This is a genomic window from Enterobacter sp. 50793107, assembly GCF_001463365.1.
Lineage (GTDB): Bacteria > Pseudomonadota > Gammaproteobacteria > Enterobacterales > Enterobacteriaceae > Enterobacter > Enterobacter cloacae.
On sequence record NZ_LNII01000154.1, the window covers coordinates 1 to 14923 of the forward strand.

Consider the following 14923-nt stretch of genomic DNA (forward strand, 5'->3'; position numbering starts at 1 on the left):
ATATGTGTAGAAGAGACAGCCTCTCAGCGCTACGGAATAATATCCATGTGTTTACACTGGATAGTTGCTCTTACCGTTTATGCAATGTTCGGACTGGGTCTGTGGATGGTGACGCTCAGTTATTACGACGGCTGGTATCACCAGGCACCAGAACTGCATAAAAGCATCGGCATCCTGCTGATGATGACGTTGGTTATTCGCGTGATCTGGCGTCACATTTCCCCGCCGCCCGCCGCGCCCAAAACCCACAGTAAATTAACGCGTGTCAGCGCGGTTGCCGCGCACGTTACGCTCTATATCCTGCTGTTCGCCATTCTGATTAGCGGGTATCTCATTTCCACTGCAGACGGCAAGCCGATTAACGTCTTTGGCCTGTTTGAGGTTCCGGCCACGCTCTCTGACGCAGGGGTTCAGGCCGACACCGCAGGCGTGGTGCATCTCTGGCTCGCGTGGAGCGTGGTGATCCTGTCTGTCCTGCACGGGCTTGCCGCCCTTAAACACCATTTCATCGATAAAGACGATACGTTAAAGCGCATGCTTGGCCGTTCGTCAGTTGACTCTGGAGCATAAAATGAAAAAACACCTGCTGGGTATCGCATTAGGTTCTCTGTTATTCACCACCGGCTCTGCCGTGGCGGCTGATTATAAAATTGATAAAGAAGGCCAGCATGCTTTCGTCAATTTCCGTATTCAGCACCTCGGTTATAGCTGGCTGTACGGTACCTTTAAAGATTTTGACGGCACATTCACCTTTGACGATAAAAATCCTGCCGCCGATAAGGTCAATGTGACCATTAATACGAATAGCGTCGACACCAACCATGCAGAGCGCGATAAACATTTGCGTAGTGCGGAATTCCTGAATGTATCAAAATTCCCACAGGCGACCTTTACGTCGACCGAGGTGAAGAAAGAAGGTGAGAAGCTGAATATTACCGGTAATCTCACGCTCAATGGCGTCACGAAACCGGTGACCCTGGAAGCCAAATTACTCGGCCAGGGTGACGATCCGTGGGGTGGCAAACGCGCAGGTTTTGAAGCCGCAGGGAAAATTCATCTGAAAGATTTTAATATCACCACGGATTTAGGTCCGGCATCTCAGGACGTAGAACTGATTATTTCCGTTGAAGGTGTTCAGCAGAAGGCATAATAAACACGCCCGGCAGGGTTTGACGTTGCCGGGCGTCATTATCATTCCGGGTCAGGAATACCCAGTTTGGTATTCAGGCGGCCTCGGGATTTATTAAAAATCTTATTGCCGTTTTCACGTCCCGCACGACGGCGGCGCTGCTCCTCTTCCGGCAGCATGCTCTCTTCACTGCACAGTTCGCTACAGCAGCCGTTAAATTTCTCTGCGCACGCCGGGCACTGAATAAACAGCAGATGACAACCGTCATTTTTGCAGTTGGTGTGGGTATCGCACGGTGCGCCGCACTGGTGGCAATGGGCAATCACGTCTTCTGAAATACGCTCACCCATTCGCTCGTCAAAGACAAAGTTTTTACCGATAAAACGCACCGGTAACCCCTGCTCACGGGCACGGCGGGCATACTCGATGATACCGCCTTCGATATGCCAGACCTTATTAAATCCGTTATGTTTCATCCACGCGCTGGCTTTTTCGCAGCGAATACCGCCGGTGCAGTACATAACGATTTTCTTATCTTTATGTTCCTGCATCATCTCAACCGCTTTCGGCAGTTGCTCGCGGAAGGTGTCGGCCGGGATTTCCATTGCGTTCTCGAAATGGCCCACTTCATATTCGTAGTGGTTACGCATATCGATGAATACCGCGTCAGGGTCATCAAGCATCGCATTGACTTCCGCCGCCTTCAGGTATTCCCCCACGTCGGCCGGGTTGAAGGCCGGGTCGTCAATGCCGTCTGCCACGATACGCTCACGCACTTTCATACGCAGCACCCAGAATGATTTACCGTCATCGTCCAGGGCGATGTTCAGGCGTAAGCCGTTCAGCGCCGGATCGAAGCCGTAAAGAAAATCGCGGAAGGCGCTTACGTTGCTTTCCGGGATGCTGATCTGGGCGTTGATACCTTCACGCGCCAGATAGACGCGCCCAAAGACGTTCAGCGCGGTGAAGGCTTTATAGAGCTCATCGCGGGTCGCTTGCGGATCGTTGATCGTGAAGTATTTATAGAATGAGATGGTCGTGCGCGGTTCGGTTTCAGCCAACATACGCGCTTTCAACATCTCATTCGATACGCGGTTGTGTAACACTGGCATGGTGTACAAGTCCTGCAATCGTTATTGAGAAAGGAAAATCGGTCGGCATCATATAGCAAACAATAACAATTTACATCCACACAATTTACGCTACATTTCTGTCAGCCTGAACTATGCGTCATAACATTTGCTGCATTAGCGCGCGTTTCGACATCAGACATTTTGGCTATGTAGTAAAAAATGAGACACTAAGACCTTCAGGACGTTAGAAAACAGGACCGACATGACCCAATTACCGAAATTTACCGTCACCCTTTTGCATCCTCGCTATTGGTTGACCTGGCTTGGCATTGGCTTTTTATGGCTTCTGGTCCAACTCCCCTACCCGGTTATTTTCCGTCTGGGAAAAAACCTGGGTCGTCTTGCGCAAATGTTTATGAAGCGTCGCGCCAGAATCGCCTACCGCAACCTTGAACTGTGCTTCCCGGACATGAGCGAGGCTGAACGTCATGACATGGTGACCAGGAATTTCGAGTCTGTCGGCATGGGGCTGATGGAAACAGGAATGGCGTGGTTCTGGCCGGACAAACGCATGGCACGCTGGAGCGTCGTTGCCGGTACGGGGATGGAGCCGGTACATTCGCTGCAGGCGAATCAGACGGGCGTGCTGCTGATTGGCGTACACTTTCTGACCCTGGAAATCGGCGCCCGTATGTTCGGTATGCAGGCGCCCGGCATTGGGGTTTATCGTCCAAACGACAACCCGGTTATTGATCTGATCCAGACCAATGGCCGTATGCGGTCCAACAAAAGCATGATCGACCGTAAGGATCTGAAGGGTATGATCCGCGCCCTCAAATCAGGTGAAGTAGTCTGGTATGCCCCCGATCACGACTACGGCCCGCAATCCAGCGTATTTGTTCCGTTCTTTGCCGTTGAAGAGGCGGCCACCACCACGGGCACCTGGATGCTGGCACGCATGTCCAAAGCCGCCATCGTCCCTTTTGTTCCGCGCCGCAAACCGGATGGTTCGGGTTACGAATTGATTATGCTGGAGCCCGAACTGGCGCCTCCACTGGATGATGCTGAAACCACCGCACGCTGGATGAACGGCATTGTCGAGAAATGCATTATGCTCGCACCAGAGCAGTACATGTGGCTGCACCGCCGCTTTAAAACGCGGCCAGAAGGCACGCCGTCCCGCTATTAATTCCCCCTGCGGCCCTTTGGGCCGCTCCCTGTTTTAGCTTTAAAAGCTCTCCCTCATTGCGGCAATCATAACCCAGGCGCATAATTAGCAGGCTTATTACTTCATGCCTTACGGTGCGCTGCACCTCATTATGCGGATTGTTATGTCACCCTCAGATGCCCCCATAAACTGGAAACGTAACCTTACGGTTGCCTGGCTTGGCTGTTTTCTTACCGGCGCGGCGTTTAGCCTCGTGATGCCCTTTCTGCCCCTGTACGTTGAACAACTGGGCGTGACGGGCCACAGTGCGCTCAATATGTGGTCTGGTCTGGTGTTCAGCATCACTTTCCTCTTCTCCGCCATTGCTTCGCCGTTCTGGGGCGGCCTTGCCGACCGTAAAGGGCGTAAAATCATGCTGCTGCGCTCGGCGCTGGGAATGGCCATCATCATGGCGTTAATGGGTGTGGCGCAGAACGTCTGGCAGTTTCTGATTTTGCGCGCACTACTTGGCCTGCTGGGAGGATTTATTCCCAACGCGAATGCGCTGATCGCCACCCAGATCCCGCGTCATAAAAGCGGCTGGGCGCTCGGGACGCTCTCAACCGGTGGCGTCAGCGGCGCCTTGCTGGGGCCTCTGGCGGGCGGCTTGCTGGCGGACAGCTATGGCCTGCGCCCGGTATTTTTCATTACTGCCAGCGTGTTGTTCCTCTGCTTTATCGTTACGCTGATCTGCATTCGTGAAAACTTCACTCCCGTCGCCAAAAAAGAGATGCTCCACGCGCGGGATGTGCTGGCTTCACTCAAAAACCCCAGACTGGTACTGAGCCTGTTCGTGACGACACTCATTATTCAGGTCGCGACCGGTTCGATTGCCCCTATTCTGACGCTGTACGTTCGCGATCTGGCAGGTAACGTGAGCAACATTGCGTTTATCAGCGGGCTGATTGCCTCCGTACCCGGCGTGGCGGCGCTGCTTAGCGCCCCGAGGTTAGGGAAACTGGGAGACCGCGTCGGCCCGGAAAAGATCCTGATTTGTGCGCTGGTGATCTCCGTGCTGCTGCTCATTCCCATGTCGATGGTGCAATCACCCTGGCAGCTGGGCGTTCTGCGCTTTTTGCTGGGTGCCGCCGACGGGGCGTTACTGCCCGCCGTTCAGACCCTGCTGGTTTACAACTCTACGAACCAGATCGCCGGGCGTATCTTCAGCTACAACCAGTCATTTCGTGATATTGGCAACGTCACCGGCCCGCTTGTCGGAGCCGCGGTTTCCGCCAGCTTCGGTTTTCGCGCCGTGTTTATCGTCACGGCGGGCGTAGTGCTGTTTAATGCGGTTTACTCGTGGTTCAGTTTATCCCGGACATTACGGCCGGTGGCGGAATAAGACAAATACGTGACGGCTTATTTTCGCATTCATACTTGCAGAATCAGATATTCAGCTATTCTTTCCCTGAAACCTTCTGGAAAACAGGGAGACACCAATGACCATGTACGCCACGCTGGAAGAAGCTATTGATGCCGCTCGTGAAGAGTTCCTCGCCGATAACCCCGGTGTTGATGAAGAAGATGCGGACGTGCAACAACTCAACATCCAAAAGTATGTCCTTCAGGACGGAGATATTATGTGGCAGGCCGAATTCTTTGCTGACGAAGGTGAAGAAGGCGAATGTTTGCCGATCCTGAGCGGTGAAGGAGCTCAGGCCGTCTTTGATGGTGACTATGACGAAATTGAGTTGCGTCAGGAGTGGCTGGAAGAGAACACCCTGCACGAGTGGGATGAGGGTGAATTTCAGCTCGAGCCACCGCTGGATACGGAAGAAGGTCAAACCGCAGCTGACGAATGGGACGAGCGTTAATTACCGCTACTCATAGGGGCCGTGGCTGGCATCGATGGGCAACAACAGCGTATCGAAAATCAGCGAGAACGGCAGATCGAGTACCGTCAGGTAGCGCCATGCGGAATCCCGGACATCCCATTTCACGCCCGGATAGTACTGATTCCCGTGGCCCTGCCCCGGAATGGTGCGACTGATGATGCTGCCGCAGCCGCTCAGCAGACATGCCATCATGACGACGATGATTATTTTCATCCGTTACCTCTAAAAAAATACCGGCGTTTAAGCCGGTATTTTATCTGGCGGGTAGCACATTGCTTACCCGCCCTACGTTGCCACTTACTTCGCCTTCAGCGCCAGCGGGTTAAGCTTCAGATCGTTGTAGTAGTTCACCCACGAGGAGTAGCGCTCCGGGGAAGACCACACACGGTAGTGCAGACGCGACATAGTCACCGGATCGCTTAACAGCACCAGACGGCGGTCGCGGTTAAGTTTCTCTGGCGTCTCGTTCAGCGCCTGTTCAACGTGACGATCGCGGGCAATCTCCAGCACCTTACTGGCACGGTGACGCGCGGTCGCCATTGCCGTTGCCAGGGCGTTAAACGACGGGTTAAACACCGCGTGCATAAAGCCATCATCCAGCGTACGACGGCGGTTCTGCTCCAGATAGGTGTCAGTATCCACCAGCACCTTCGGCGGCGAATACTCTTCCGGGATCAGGAACAGCTTCCAGCGTTTGGTACGCAGGCCAACCGTTGAGCGGCTTGAAATAACCGACACAAACGGCGACAGGATCAGCGAGAAGACGATCGGCGCCAGCCAGAACAGGAAGCGCAGATCCAGCCATGCCATCCCAGCAGCCCACACCAGACCCAGCAGCAGCTGCGAGCCGTGACGCATAAAGGCTTCACCCCACGGCGTGGAGTCATCATCACGCTGCGGTGAGTTCCAGACCACTTCCCAGCCCAGGAACGCGCTGACCACAAACACGGTATGGAACAGCATACGTACCGGTGCCAGCAGCACGGAGAACAGCACTTCCAGTAGCAGTGAAACCGTTACCCGCCAGAAACCGCCATACTCCTTCGAGCCTTTGCACCAGATCAGAATGATACTGAGCAGCTTCGGCAGGAACAGCAGCACCATGGTGGAGGCAAACAGCGCTATCGCCAGCTCCGGACGCCACTGTGGCCACACCGGGAACAGCTGACGCGGTTGCAGGAAGTACTGCGGCTCCGTCAGCGCATGCACCACCTGCAGAGCCGTGGAGAGCGCCAGGAACATAAACCACAGCGGCGCGGAGAGATAAGACATCACGCCGGTCAGGAACACCGCACGGTGAACCGGGTGCATCCCTTTCACGAGGAACAGACGGAAGTTCATCAGGTTCCCGTGACACCAGCGGCGGTCACGCTTAAGTTCGTCCAGCAGGTTCGGCGGCAGTTCTTCATAGGATCCAGGCAGATCGTAGGCAATCCAGACGCCCCACCCTGCACGACGCATCAGCGCCGCTTCCACGAAGTCGTGCGACAGAATCGAGCCGGCAAACGAACCTTCGCCCGGCAGCGGTGCCAGCGCACAGTGCTCAATAAACGGCTTCACGCGGATAATGGCGTTGTGACCCCAGTAGTGGGACTCACCCAACTGCCAGAAGTGCAGACCGGCAGTAAACAGCGGCCCGTAAACACGGGTGGCAAACTGCTGGCAACGCGCGTAAAGCGTGTCCATGCCGGACGCTTTTGGCGAAGACTGGATGATACCCGCGTTCGGGTTAGCTTCCATCAGACGCACCAGACCGCTCAGACAGTCACCGCTCATCACCGAGTCGGCGTCCAGCACCACCATGTAGCTGTACTGGTTACCCCAGCGACGGCAGAAGTCATCGATGTTACCGCTTTTACGCTTCACACGACGACGGCGGCGACGGTAGAAGATCTGACCTTCGCCCTGTACTTCTGCAATCAGCTCCATCCAGGCTTTTTGCTCGGCAACGCAGATGTCCGGATTGTAGCTGTCGCTCAGGATATAGACGTCGAAATGGGCAGCGTTACCGGTCGCCTTAACGGACTCCCAGGTTGCGCGCAGCCCCGCGAATACGCGGTCAACGTCTTCGTTACAGATAGGCATAATCAGTGCCGTACGGTGCTCAGGATTAAGGGGTTCATCCCCGACCGTAGACGCCGAAATGCTGTATTTGTCTCGTCCCATCAGCAGCTGCAGGAAGCCCATCAGCGCGGTCCAGAAACCGGCCGAGACCCAGCAGAAGAGAACGGCGAACAGCAGAAGAATGCCACTTTGCAGGATATACGGCAGCAGTTGCATGAAGGAGACCCAGATATCCTGGCCCATCATGTCTGCCGGGTTGATCAGCGCCCAGCCCTGGTAAGGCAGAATCGTCTTCATGTACCAGGTTGCGACAACCGTCTGCGCCAGCGTCAGCAGCAGAAGAATGTAGCGACGGATCGTCCCCACGGTACGCCATTTCTGTTCGGAGGCCTGCTCTTCTTTTGTCAGACGCGACAGATAGCGTGGCGTCACGTCACGCCCGCGCAGGCGATCCCAGAAGCGGCCAACCGGGTTGGTACGCCAGGGGTCGGGGAACATGGAAGAACGCGTTGCTTTCGGCATCGCCTGAAGCTGATCGCGTCCTTCGTCGTCTTTAATCAACTGCCCTTCTGCCAGCGAGTCCGGCCATGCCTGCTCCAGACGTGCCTTCACTGACCCCAGCGGAGAATCGTCATCACGTGAAAACTGACGATGTTCCCCATCCAGCGCGGCATGTACCGCGCGGATGTCGCTCTCAGGCAGTGCCGCTTTTTCGATATCCGTCAGCGGCATGGCATCAATATATTCAGATGTATTATTCATTGGCAGGTAGCTGATAGCTCCAGGTTTCACTCAGCGGCTGATCGTTACTGACCAGCGCAGCGCGCATTTCAGTGGTCTGTTTCGGATCTTTCACTTTCACGCGCAGGGTCAGACGCCACCCTTTCGTTACCGGGTTGTAACGTACGGTGTTCTCAACGATCTCACCGTTATCACCGATGCTGGCCTGGGCGGTCACGGCAGTATCCGGCGCCAGTTTCTTCATGTCCTGGCCGGTGAAGTCCACCACGAAAGCGACGGTACCGTCAGGCTGACGGATAAGGTTAGACTGTTTCACGTCACCCGTTGAACGGCGAGTCTGCATGACATACGCGTTATCCGGCGCATGCAGTTTGTCTTCGTCACGGCTAAAGGTGATCGTGTATTTGAAGTTCATCTCTTTCCCGGCTTCCGGCAGCTGATCCGGCGTCCAGTAAGCGACGATGTTATCGTTGGTTTCATCATTGGTTGGGATTTCAACCAGTTCAACCTTCCCTTTGCCCCAGTCACCTTTCGGGGTCACCCACGCGCTTGGACGCAGGTCGTAGCGGTCATCCAGATCTTCAAAGCGAGAGAACTGACGGCCACGCTGCAGAAGGCCGAAACCTTGCGGGTTTTCCATCGCAAAGCTGCTGACAGCCAGATGTTTCGGGTTGTTCAGCGGACGCCAGATCCACTCACCATTACCGGCATGAATAGACAGGCCGTTGGAATCGTGCAGTTCAGGACGGAAGTTGGTCGCCGGTGACGGCTGGTTCGGCCCAAACAGGAACATACTGGTCAGCGGCGCAACGCCCAGTTTACCCACTTTGTCGCGCAGGTAGACTTTAGACTGCACGTCAACCACCGTGTCACGCCCAGGCATGATCACAAAGCGGTACGCGCCCGTTGCACGCGGGGAATCCAGCAGTGCGTAGATAGTCAGACGTTTATCCGTTGGTTTTGGACGTTCGATCCAGAACTCGCGGAAACGTGGGAATTCTTCACCTGATGGCAGCGCGGTATCAATAGCCAGGCCGCGCGCAGAAAGCCCGTACACCTGTCCCGCGCCAATAACGCGGAAGTAGCTGGCGCCGAGCATGCTGACGATTTCGTCGTTTTTATCTTTGCTGTTGATCGGGTAAAGCACCTTGAAGCCTGCAAAGCCCAGATCTTTAACCGTATCTTTGTCGTGCTGCACATCGCCAAAATTGAAGTAATCCGGGCTGTATTTGATTTTACGTACCGCCGTTGCCGTCACTTCATTGATGGCAACAGGGGTGTCGAAGTACATACCCTGATGATAAAACTCAAGCTTGAACGGGGTCTTAATATTGTTCCAGTACGCTTTATCGTGATTGAACTGGATCTGCTGATAGTCCGCATATTTCATGTCGCGGAAAACGGAGGGCAAGTTACTTTTCGGCGCTTCGTAGCTCTTGCCTGCCATCGATTTTGCCTGTTTTGCGACATCGTCGATGTTAAAGGCCAGTGCCGATGAGGTATACAGGGATAACACCACTGCAGCACCCAACCAACGCATTTTCATCATCTGTGGTTTATGTTTCATAATAAGTAAGCACTTCCCCCTTTGTGTGCTTATATCGATCCGATCCATTTTAATGGAAACTCAGGCAATCCGACAACATTATCACCGCTTTGTTCAGCTCGCTGGCTCAGGGATTAAGCAAATGAAAGAACCCGCTTTTCACTTTGCGTGCTTATCCTGGAGACAGGGTGTCGGTCTTGGTGTAGGGTTGGCTTCGAATGTAACCATTATGAGTCTTAGGGATAAGGCGAAAAGTCTGAGAATGCACAAAGTTATATGAGCACAACACCTGTAGAACGTGAATACTTCCTCGACTCGATCCGGGCATGGCTGATGCTATTAGGGATCCCCTTCCACATTTCACTGATTTACTCCAGCCACACCTGGCATGTTAATAGTCAAATGCCCTCCTGGTGGCTGACGCTGTTTAATGACTTTATTCACGCCTTCCGCATGCAGGTGTTTTTTGTCATTTCAGGTTATTTCTCTTATATGCTGTTTCTGCGCTACCCCATCAAGCGCTGGTGGAAAGTGCGCGTGGAGCGCGTCGGCATTCCGATGCTCACCGCCATTCCTCTGCTGACGCTGCCGCAGTTCATCATGTTGCAGTACGTAAAGGGTAAGGCGGAGAACTGGCCTAATCTGTCGCTATACGAAAAATACAACACCCTGGTTTGGGAGCTGGTGTCCCACCTCTGGTTCCTGCTGGTGCTGGTGGTCCTTACCACAGTCAGCGTGTTGATTTTTAGCCGCTTTCGCCGCCATTTAAGCGACAAAGCTAACGCCTTTTTCGCCAGTATCACCCTGGGAAAACTGTCGCTGCTCTTTTTGCTGCTGGGCATCGCCTATGCGGCAGTGCGACGGACGCTGTTTATTGTCTATCCGCCGATTCTGAGCGACGGATTATTCAATTTTGTGGTGATGCAGTCGCTGTTCTACATCCCCTTCTTTTTAATCGGGGCGCTGGCCTTTATTTATCCGAAGCTTAAGTCGCTGTTTACGACGCCCTCACCGTGGTGTGCTTTTGGTGCCGCCATCGCGTTTGCGGCCTATCTGTTAAATCAGCGCTACGGCAGCGGCGATGCGTGGATGTATGAAACCGAGAGCGTCATTACCATGCTGCTGGGCCTGTGGATGGTGAATGTGGTCTTTGCGCTGGGCCACCGGCTGCTTAATTTTAAGTCCAGCCGCGTCACCTATTTCGTCAATGCTTCGCTGTTTATCTATCTGGTGCACCATCCCCTGACGTTGTTCTTCGGGGCCTATATCACACCGCATATCGCCTCCAACACGCTGGGCTTCTTTACCGGGCTGGTCTTTGTGATTGGAATCGCCATCGTGCTTTACGAAATCCACCTGCGGATACCGCTTCTGCGTTTCCTTTTCTCCGGGAAACCGCAGGTAAGAGCATCATAAAAAAACGCGGCGCACTCAGTGCGCCGCGTGTGTTTCAGGTCTCTAATTCCTGTCCGCGCTGGGTCAACAGCCGCTGATAAAGATGCAGTGTCTCCTCATCGAAACAGACAAATGTCACTTTTTCGGGCATCGGTTTAAGCGACAGGTAACGATACACGGTGTCTACCGCAATCGTCGCTGCGGCAGCTTTCGGATAGCCATAGACTCCGGTGCTGATGGCCGGAAACGCCATGGTTTTATAGCCATTATCAGCGGCCAGACGCAGGCAGTTTCGGTAGGCCTCTTCGAGGATACTCGCCTCATGCCGATCGCCGCCATGCCATATTGGCCCCACGGCATGAATCACCGCTTTCGCGGGAAGATCGCCCGCAAGCGTAATAACGGCATGACCCGGTGGGCACTCCCCCTGTTGCTGACGCACAGTCTTGCAGGCTTCCAGCAGTTGCGGTCCGGCAGCCCGGTGGATAGCGCCATCCACGCCACCGCCGCCCATCAGTGACGGATTGGCTGCATTGACGATCACATCAACGTGCATCGTCGTGATATCGCCATGAATAACGTCAATTTGCGGTTTCATAAATACCCTCTGCTTCCCGCCATTTTCTTAAGTGTATCGCAGAGGTACCCGAGAGAAAAAACTATCGGGAAAAACCTCTTCCGCCGTAAAGCGGAAGAGCACACATCAGCGGTACTGAATTTGTACCACCGCGAGCGTTTTTTCAGGATTGAGGTACTTCATGCTGAGGGTGGCGAGGCTGGTATCGGTCACATGGCCATTAAGTGCATCTTCATAACTGACCATGCGCGTATGAATCCGGTTATTTTCCGGGCATGACAACGCAAACTGCCGAGTTTGTGCAGTCACTTCACAGGGGTCGGCGACAATCGCGCCGCGAAAATGAATAACCCCACCCTCAACAACCGTCGCCGCAAAAACCGGGGTTACAAAAAGAGAAACGAGCAGACTAAAACCAGAAGCGAGTTGAGCGATATATTTGGTCACGTGTATGTACTCCTCAATGAAAATCGTCCTTGAGGGGTAAAAGCGCTCCATTAAAGCAAACGTAGTTTCACGTTCCGGAACTTAGTTGCTCAGTTCCTGATATCAGCATAGCTCAACGGTGAAGGCCTGCCACATTGGCAAATCATTGATTTTATGAATGATTAAAGCCTCTTCTCCGGCGGTGACCACTGCTGTGATAAATGAAGCGATTTACCATCAGAGACGGTGACAATAATGTTCACCGTATCCCCCGTACCAATATTTAAACTCAGCCGCATTAAATCGATCGTCTGATTAGCGGGGATAAAAAGCCTGTTTTGCTGGCGTGATGTACTTTGGCCACTCTGCCCTTCCCGTTCAGCCACGATTTGTACCTGACAATCACACGGCACTGTCAGCGTAACCTGGGGAATAATGGTGGTCATATCGCCCTGCTGCGATGTGTTAAACGTTATTTGACTGGAAAGCGCGGCAAGGAGAATTAAGGTATTCATGATGCACTCCCGAAAAAAAACAGGGCTGAGGCCCTGTTTTTTTGTAGCACAGATTTCAGTATTAATACTGATAAGCTGCAGCGTGGTTACCAAAACCAATCTGGGTAACATTGACCGTAGAATTAGACGCAGTCTGATCAACCATTGCGCCGTTAAATCCACCGTACTGGCTCACATTCATTGTAGAGTCGTGACTGTTCCATTGATCAAGCGTTGCGCTGTTGGCAAAACCATTCTGAGTCAGAGAGATGGTGCTGTCGTCAGAACCTTGTCCAACATCTGCGCCATTACCGCCACCGCTCTGGCTAATAGACAGCGTTGAATCTCTGGCATTGGTCTGCAAGGCGACAGCTGAGTTACCGCCACCGTTCTGGTAAATATTCAGGGTTGAATTTGGGCCATTACCGCCTTGACCATGGCCATGACCGTGTCCATGGCCCCAGCCACCTTGATCAATGAGACCGGCCATAGCACTACCAGAAACGACGATTGCTGCAAGAGCTGCCACTTTGATAAATTTCATGGTAAAACCCCCATCGGATTGATTAAAGTCGCCGCGAATAACTAACGTTGAATAACGCGAATTGCCATTTGCGACTGTTTTTGCACTACAACTGCGTTTTTCTGTGTACCGTACTGCGTGATGCTTGCCCTATTACCCGACCCTTTCTGGATAATTTTCGCACTATTACCAAATCCATCCTGCGTAATATCTGCATCATTCGCAAAGCCGCTCTGAGCAATATACGCAATATTATAAGTCCCTGATTGATCAACCCGCGCCCTGTTACCTGACCCATCCTGGGAAACGATGGACAATAATTTTGAACCGTCCTGGCGCACCTGAGCGTCATTAAGTACACCCTGTTGACCAATAATGGCTGCCTGATTTAATGATGTACGGCTTAATTCATTTACCGCAAAGTTATATTCAGAGGTAGCCAAATCTGAATTCGCCGCGGTGACAACCCCAGGCGCTCCCAGTAATGTAAACATCATAAATAACGATGTGTTTTTCATGTTGCCACCCTGGACCTGGCTGTTTTAAAAGACTTCAGGTTAGAACAACGCATATTTTGTTAACGCGTCGTTACGGTGAAGAGTATGTCTGCCATAACACGTTAAATATCTCACTCGCGCGGCTTATTTTTATTTTTCAGGTCACCTCAAAGTAGTAATTCCTGAACAAAAATAGCGATAAGTGAAGCCATTTAATTTCTATAAAGCCTTATCCATCGCAAATGAGTGAAACATCGCAGCGGCTGTTCCGACGCGAGAGAGGAAGGGTTAAACGTAACGACAGGATGACATTAACGTTAACGTGTGACACAAGACGCGATTTCTTAAGGCGAAGCGGCATGCATTCCGTAGGTTAGATTTTTTTTGAAACTCATACTTTAAAATTTCTGAAAAAGAATAACATAAAAACATTAAAATCAGACACATAGAAATATTTGTATGATTTTTAAAATCTGTGCATCATTATTTAGCTGTACAACTTTTTCATCAATTAAAGGCTTTCAAGAAGGCATACATTCATAAATTAATATTGATTTTTACATCTTGTTACACGTTTAACACTTGCTTTAAACTTCGTAAAAGCTAGATTGAAATTAGATGTACGAAATTCGTTTTATATTTCCCTCCCTTGTGGAGGTTATGGTTTGATTCTACACACAGCAGCGCAACATCTGTCAGTACTTCTGGTATCCTCTTTTCGCAGGAGGACAACTGCCAGGTGTCATAAAAAAGTGGGGTTTCATCATGTATAATGAAGTCCATAGTTTACATGGTCATACATTACTGTTGATCACAAAACCTTCTTTGCAGGCGACCGCTTTATTACAACATTTAAAGCAATCTTTATCACTGAACGGGAAATTGCATAATATTCAACGTTCTTTCGATGATATTGCACCTGGCAGCATTATTCTTTTCGATATGATGGAAGCGGATAAAAAGCTCATCCATTACTGGCAAGATACTTTGAGCAGGAAAAACAATAACATCCGCGTGTTATTATTGAATACGCCTGACGAGTATCCTTTCCGGGACATTGAAAGTTGGCCGCATATCAATGGCGTGTTCTACGTCACTGAAGAAGAGAATCGGGTGGTAGAAGGCCTGCAAGGTATTTTGCGAGGAGAGTGTTATTTTTCGCAAAAGCTGGCCAGCTACCTTATCACGCACTCCGGAAATTACCGCTACAACAGCTCAGAGTCAGCACTGCTAACGCACCGCGAGAAAGAGATCCTGAACAAATTGCGCATTGGTGCTTCAAATATTGAAATCGCCCGTTCGTTATTTATCAGCGAAAATACGGTAAAGACGCACCTTTATAATCTTTTCAAGAAGATAGCTGTTAAAAACCGAACTCAGGCGGTTTCATGGGCAAACGATAACCTCAGGCGTTAA

16 protein-coding genes are annotated in these 14923 nt (G+C 52.0%); 7 read left to right on the forward strand and 9 right to left on the reverse strand.

Annotated features, from left to right (window positions below; translation table 11 throughout):
- Together APU11_RS19570 and APU11_RS19575 are read left to right on the forward strand one after the other, a co-directional pair.
- Complete coding sequence (locus APU11_RS19570) at positions 1-570, forward strand: cytochrome b (RefSeq protein ID WP_072200466.1); 570 nt, start codon at positions 1-3, stop codon at positions 568-570.
- A 1-nt stretch (position 571) separates the two neighbouring features.
- On the forward strand, positions 572-1150 hold the full coding sequence (locus APU11_RS19575; protein WP_013097156.1) for a YceI family protein: 579 nt from the start codon (positions 572-574) through the stop codon (positions 1148-1150).
- 41 nt (positions 1151-1191) lie between these two features.
- Here APU11_RS19575 and APU11_RS19580 read toward each other — a convergent pair whose 3' ends face one another.
- Positions 1192-2241: a rhodanese-related sulfurtransferase gene (locus APU11_RS19580; RefSeq protein WP_013097157.1), complete on the reverse strand. Its 1050-nt coding sequence runs from the start codon at positions 2239-2241 to the stop codon at positions 1192-1194.
- A gap of 223 nt (positions 2242-2464) precedes the next feature.
- Here APU11_RS19580 and APU11_RS19585 point away from each other — a divergent pair, with 223 nt between their 5' ends.
- The 3 genes from APU11_RS19585 (at position 2465) to APU11_RS19595 (ending at position 5223) form a co-directional block, all read left to right on the forward strand.
- Complete coding sequence (locus tag APU11_RS19585; RefSeq protein WP_029881949.1) at positions 2465-3391, forward strand: Kdo(2)-lipid IV(A) acyltransferase; 927 nt, start codon at positions 2465-2467, stop codon at positions 3389-3391.
- 142 nt (positions 3392-3533) lie between these two features.
- Entirely contained in the window at positions 3534-4751 is a 1218-nt protein-coding gene (gene mdtG / locus APU11_RS19590; protein WP_058651581.1) for a multidrug efflux MFS transporter MdtG, read from the forward strand.
- Positions 4752-4848: 97 nt separating this feature from the next.
- Entirely contained in the window at positions 4849-5223 is a 375-nt protein-coding gene (locus APU11_RS19595) for a MysB family protein (RefSeq protein WP_014831418.1), read from the forward strand.
- 6 nt (positions 5224-5229) lie between these two features.
- Here the strand turns inward: APU11_RS19595 and APU11_RS19600 are convergent, their stop codons facing one another.
- The 3 genes from APU11_RS19600 to mdoG all read right to left on the reverse strand — a co-directional run bounded on the left by APU11_RS19600 (position 5230) and on the right by mdoG (position 9616).
- Positions 5230-5457: a YceK/YidQ family lipoprotein gene (locus tag APU11_RS19600; protein WP_013097162.1), complete on the reverse strand. Its 228-nt coding sequence runs from the start codon at positions 5455-5457 to the stop codon at positions 5230-5232.
- A gap of 84 nt (positions 5458-5541) precedes the next feature.
- Positions 5542-8070, reverse strand: a complete 2529-nt coding sequence (gene mdoH, locus APU11_RS19605) for a glucans biosynthesis glucosyltransferase MdoH (RefSeq protein ID WP_020689626.1) — start codon at positions 8068-8070, stop codon at positions 5542-5544.
- Positions 8063-9616 carry a glucans biosynthesis protein MdoG gene (gene mdoG, locus APU11_RS19610; protein ID WP_020689627.1) on the reverse strand — a complete coding sequence of 518 codons (1554 nt, stop codon included), beginning with the start codon at positions 9614-9616 and terminating at the stop codon, positions 8063-8065. Before mdoG ends, mdoH begins: the two co-directional genes overlap by 8 nt.
- 255 nt (positions 9617-9871) lie before the next feature.
- Between mdoG and mdoC the strand changes: the two genes are divergently transcribed.
- Complete coding sequence (gene mdoC, locus APU11_RS19615) at positions 9872-11011, forward strand: glucans biosynthesis protein MdoC (RefSeq protein ID WP_013097165.1); 1140 nt, start codon at positions 9872-9874, stop codon at positions 11009-11011.
- A 34-nt stretch (positions 11012-11045) separates the two neighbouring features.
- Here mdoC and ymdB read toward each other — a convergent pair whose 3' ends face one another.
- The 5 genes from ymdB to csgB all read right to left on the reverse strand — a co-directional run bounded on the left by ymdB (position 11046) and on the right by csgB (position 13528).
- Entirely contained in the window at positions 11046-11588 is a 543-nt protein-coding gene (gene ymdB / locus APU11_RS19620) for an O-acetyl-ADP-ribose deacetylase (RefSeq protein WP_045295774.1), read from the reverse strand.
- A gap of 105 nt (positions 11589-11693) precedes the next feature.
- Positions 11694-12014 carry a type 1 fimbrial protein gene (locus APU11_RS19625; protein ID WP_038985522.1) on the reverse strand — a complete coding sequence of 107 codons (321 nt, stop codon included), beginning with the start codon at positions 12012-12014 and terminating at the stop codon, positions 11694-11696.
- Positions 12015-12175: 161 nt separating this feature from the next.
- Positions 12176-12508 carry a curli assembly chaperone CsgC gene (csgC, locus tag APU11_RS19630; RefSeq protein ID WP_058651574.1) on the reverse strand — a complete coding sequence of 111 codons (333 nt, stop codon included), beginning with the start codon at positions 12506-12508 and terminating at the stop codon, positions 12176-12178.
- A gap of 61 nt (positions 12509-12569) precedes the next feature.
- Positions 12570-13031, reverse strand: coding sequence for a curli major subunit CsgA (csgA, locus tag APU11_RS19635; protein WP_023620194.1), 462 nt, complete (start codon positions 13029-13031; stop codon positions 12570-12572).
- A 41-nt stretch (positions 13032-13072) separates the two neighbouring features.
- A complete protein-coding gene (gene csgB, locus APU11_RS19640) occupies positions 13073-13528 on the reverse strand; it encodes a curli minor subunit CsgB (RefSeq protein WP_013097170.1) in 456 nt (151 codons plus the stop codon).
- Between the two features lie 744 nt (positions 13529-14272).
- Between csgB and csgD the strand changes: the two genes are divergently transcribed.
- Positions 14273-14923, forward strand: a complete 651-nt coding sequence (csgD, locus tag APU11_RS19645; protein ID WP_013097171.1) for a biofilm master transcriptional regulator CsgD — start codon at positions 14273-14275, stop codon at positions 14921-14923.

Excerpts from the sequence above, each read along its gene's own strand:
- APU11_RS19575 (WP_013097156.1), top strand. The coding sequence starts at position 572 with ATGAAAAAACACCTGCTGGGTATCGCATTAGGTTCTCTGTTATTCACC.
- mdoG (WP_020689627.1), bottom strand. The coding sequence starts at position 9,616 with ATGAAACATAAACCACAGATGATGAAAATGCGTTGGTTGGGTGCTGCA.
- mdoH (WP_020689626.1), bottom strand. The coding sequence starts at position 8,070 with ATGAATAATACATCTGAATATATTGATGCCATGCCGCTGACGGATATC.
- mdoC (WP_013097165.1), top strand. The coding sequence starts at position 9,872 with ATGAGCACAACACCTGTAGAACGTGAATACTTCCTCGACTCGATCCGG.
- mdtG (WP_058651581.1), top strand. The coding sequence starts at position 3,534 with ATGTCACCCTCAGATGCCCCCATAAACTGGAAACGTAACCTTACGGTT.
- APU11_RS19585 (WP_029881949.1), top strand. The coding sequence starts at position 2,465 with ATGACCCAATTACCGAAATTTACCGTCACCCTTTTGCATCCTCGCTAT.
- csgA (WP_023620194.1), bottom strand. The coding sequence starts at position 13,031 with ATGAAATTTATCAAAGTGGCAGCTCTTGCAGCAATCGTCGTTTCTGGT.
- APU11_RS19600 (WP_013097162.1), bottom strand. The coding sequence starts at position 5,457 with ATGAAAATAATCATCGTCGTCATGATGGCATGTCTGCTGAGCGGCTGC.
- csgB (WP_013097170.1), bottom strand. The coding sequence starts at position 13,528 with ATGAAAAACACATCGTTATTTATGATGTTTACATTACTGGGAGCGCCT.
- ymdB (WP_045295774.1), bottom strand. The coding sequence starts at position 11,588 with ATGAAACCGCAAATTGACGTTATTCATGGCGATATCACGACGATGCAC.
- csgD (WP_013097171.1), top strand. The coding sequence starts at position 14,273 with ATGTATAATGAAGTCCATAGTTTACATGGTCATACATTACTGTTGATC.
- APU11_RS19580 (WP_013097157.1), bottom strand. The coding sequence starts at position 2,241 with ATGCCAGTGTTACACAACCGCGTATCGAATGAGATGTTGAAAGCGCGT.
- APU11_RS19595 (WP_014831418.1), top strand. The coding sequence starts at position 4,849 with ATGACCATGTACGCCACGCTGGAAGAAGCTATTGATGCCGCTCGTGAA.
- csgC (WP_058651574.1), bottom strand. The coding sequence starts at position 12,508 with ATGAATACCTTAATTCTCCTTGCCGCGCTTTCCAGTCAAATAACGTTT.